Source organism: Flavobacterium tructae, from assembly GCF_002217475.1.
In the GTDB taxonomy this organism is placed as follows: domain Bacteria; phylum Bacteroidota; class Bacteroidia; order Flavobacteriales; family Flavobacteriaceae; genus Flavobacterium; species Flavobacterium tructae.
This window is the reverse complement of sequence record NZ_MUHH01000081.1, coordinates 1-3,061: the sequence shown is the minus strand read 5'-3', so window position 1 is coordinate 3,061 and position 3,061 is coordinate 1. Positions and strand designations below refer to the sequence as shown.

Below are 3,061 nucleotides of genomic sequence, written 5' to 3'. Positions count from 1 at the left end.
TTACTATATTTTATAAAGACTTCTTTCTCAATTTTTTCTATTTTTTGAGTATTAATTTTGAAAAAGAAATCTTTATCTCCAATTTTTTCGGTTTCTACAGAAGATATAGAAAAACAAATTGAAAATAGATCATTATCATCTTGTATGAAGTATATTTTAAAGTAATCTAATATCTTCTTTTCTTCTATGGGGGCATTATCATAAGAATTAAATATTTCAGAAATGAAATTTTCTGAATCGATAGAGAAATCATAAATCATATTATCGATTGCTAGTTCTCTTAAAGCTTCATTTCTTGAATCAACCTCCTCATCCGGCATAATTTTAAGAACTACCGGTGCGAATGTTTCAAAATTTTTTGAGATTGTTGTTTCAGTAACTTTTTCTTGTAGTTTTAGAGTGTCCATAATTTCTAGTTTTTGGTGTTAAACTTGTTAATTGCTTCAATTTTGTTACTTACCTGTAGTTTTCGGTAGATATTGCCAATGTGTTTTTTAATGGTGTCGATGGTGACATTTTTTTTATCTGCAATTTCTTTGTAGAGAAGTCCCTGCGCCAGCAAGTCAAGAACTTCTTTTTCGGTTACAGTCAGTAGCGATAAGGTTTGTACTTGTACTTTTGTTTCCTGAAAATGTTGTAAAACGCGCTTTGCAATCGCAAAACTCATAGGGGCACCGCCTTTGTGAGCTTCCTGAATCGCCTGAATGATCTTGTCCAGCGGATCTCCTTTTACCAGATAGCCACTTGCACCTGCACGTAATGCCGAAAATATTTTTTCGTCATTTTCAAAACTGGTGCACATAACAAAGGTTGTGCCTGGCATTACGTCTGTTAATTTAAAAACAAGATCAATACCTGATAAATCCTGCAGCTGAATATCCATTAAAACCACGTCTGGTTCCAGGGCTTCCAGTTTTTGCAAAGCATTTTTACCGTTAAAAAACTGAGCCACACATTCCATATCCTGCTGGAAATCGATGATATTTTTTAAGGCCTGATTGTAATTCTTATCATCCTCTACTATGGCTACTTGTATCTTCATGGTGTTACATTTTCTTTTACAAAGTTGTACAATAAGTTCATTGACCGCAATTACCCTTTTGGGTGATNNATCACCCAAAAGGGTAATTGATTGATATACTGTTATCAGGATACTTTTGAGATGTTAACTAAAAACATAGAAATCATGAAAACAATTAAGGTAAAAGTTAGAATTAGTAGCGGATCAGCACCCGATTCAATTAGAGTTGAAATCAAAAACGTGGATACTCGTGAAGAAATCGAGTATGAATCTCCAACTTCTTTTAATCAAGATTTTAATATAGAAAGCGGTCGATATACCATTAAACTATTTGGAATGAACTCTATAAATGGAAAAACAGAAATTGAGGTAGTGGGTAGTTTTACCAGAGGACCATTTCATAATGCTAAAAGAGTGACAGCGAAGCCATTCATTACTGAATTATTTTATTTCGAAATTTAAATAAACAGATCATGAAAAAATATTTTATAAGCTTGCTACTTTTAATGTCTGTTCATGTTGTGTTAGCGCAAGATGAAAAAGTGCAAAAATTCAGAGAAGCTACGGATAATTCAAAATCAGGAAATTACAAAGAAGTTTTGTCTAATTTATTTCAATTAGGAACTAGTAATTTAACGGGGCCAAACAAAAGTGTCGAATTTAATTCTACCTTATACGGTATTAAATCTATTTTTTGGGATAATATCACAACAGATACAGTTTTTTCTAAACAGAAATTTTCAAGAAATTTTGAGTTCAATACGAAGCTTAATTTCGATGAACAATTTAATTACAAAGGATTTTCTGGCGGAATTACTTACGCTTTAATTAATCAGAGAGACAAAGACGTTGCCAATTTTGCAAAAACTGCACTTGCACTTGAATATAAATTTTGGACTAGCGAATTATCTGAAATACAAGATAAACTTGTTAGTGAATTAGATAAAATAGGTGACAAGAAGTTTAGTGAAAAAATAGAAGCTATAAACATAGCAAGCTCTATACTGACAAATAAAGAATTTGATAAAATAGATGATTCAAATATTTATTTTAATAAAATCATTACTGAATTTGAAAACCGAAACAAATCGATAAAATTACAAGATTATATTGCAAAAATTCATGAATTAAGAAAACAAGAATATTCCAATCTTGAAAAAAAAGCATTATGGACGGTTTCTTTAAATGGAACTACTAACGATAAGGGAAATAATAAGAAACTTACTTTCGGGACTGTTTTTTTGCAAGGTTTTAAAAACCTGGAATTAGATATTAGATCAAATTTAATTTACTCCGACACTTTAATAGAGAAGAGTGTTCAAAGATTAGAATTGAGAAATTCTGCCGGTCTTAACTATAAAATGTTTAAAAGAAATGAACAAAGTGTATTTGAAGTAAAATTATATATGGAGTATAATTCGATTTTGAAAAATAAATTAGCTGATGAAAAAAAGAATACTTTTTTAGCGAGTTCCGATTTCAGAATTCGTGTAACTAAAGATATTTGGATTCCTTTAACGATCAAGTATGATATTGAGAAATCTAATTTTCTTGGTTTTTTGAATATTACTTACAATTTTGGAAAAGAGGACGAACATAAACTCGTCTTAAATGAAAATAATGATAAAAATAATAATAAATAAATGGTATAGTTTTTCATTGAGTAAAACACTGCTGCGTAAAATAATTGCGCAGCAGTGTTTTTATTTTGGAACTTGAGAAAAAGCTTTTGTTTAAATCAGGTGTTTGTACTTGGTTTGAGGGCTTTTTGTTTATATATATTTGGAGGAAAGGAATATTTTAAAATTATAGTGATTATGGAAAAACGTAAAGCATTTATAGAAATCTTGTGCATCTTTGATAAAAAAGAATTTTAAGAAAATTAAGAAGTCTAAAATGAATAATTATGAAAGACAATTATGATTTATTTTTTGAAAACACAGAAAATTTTAAAGATTATTTTTTAAATGATGAAGATCATTCGATAAAATATTTTCCAAAATTTAATTCAATAAATATAATTGTTGGAGCTAATAATTG

At 29.4% G+C, this 3,061-nt stretch carries 4 protein-coding genes; 2 read left to right on the top strand and 2 right to left on the bottom strand.

Features of this window, described 5'->3' with window-relative positions; genetic code table 11:
* On the bottom strand, positions 1-407 hold a 407-nt coding region (locus B0A80_RS20405; protein WP_133063730.1), incomplete at its 3' end, for a hypothetical protein.
* 5 nt (positions 408-412) lie between these two features.
* On the bottom strand, positions 413-1,042 hold the full coding sequence (locus B0A80_RS20400) for a response regulator transcription factor (RefSeq protein WP_017496092.1): 630 nt from the start codon (positions 1,040-1,042) through the stop codon (positions 413-415).
* A 144-nt stretch (positions 1,043-1,186) separates the two neighbouring features.
* Between B0A80_RS20400 and B0A80_RS20395 the strand changes: the two genes are divergently transcribed.
* Both B0A80_RS20395 and B0A80_RS20390 read left to right on the top strand, forming a co-directional pair.
* A complete protein-coding gene (locus B0A80_RS20395; protein ID WP_124020605.1) occupies positions 1,187-1,483 on the top strand; it encodes a hypothetical protein in 297 nt (98 codons plus the stop codon).
* 11 nt (positions 1,484-1,494) lie between these two features.
* Positions 1,495-2,664: a hypothetical protein gene (locus tag B0A80_RS20390; RefSeq protein WP_124020604.1), complete on the top strand. Its 1,170-nt coding sequence runs from the start codon at positions 1,495-1,497 to the stop codon at positions 2,662-2,664.
* The last annotated feature ends 397 nt before the right edge of the window (positions 2,665-3,061 follow it).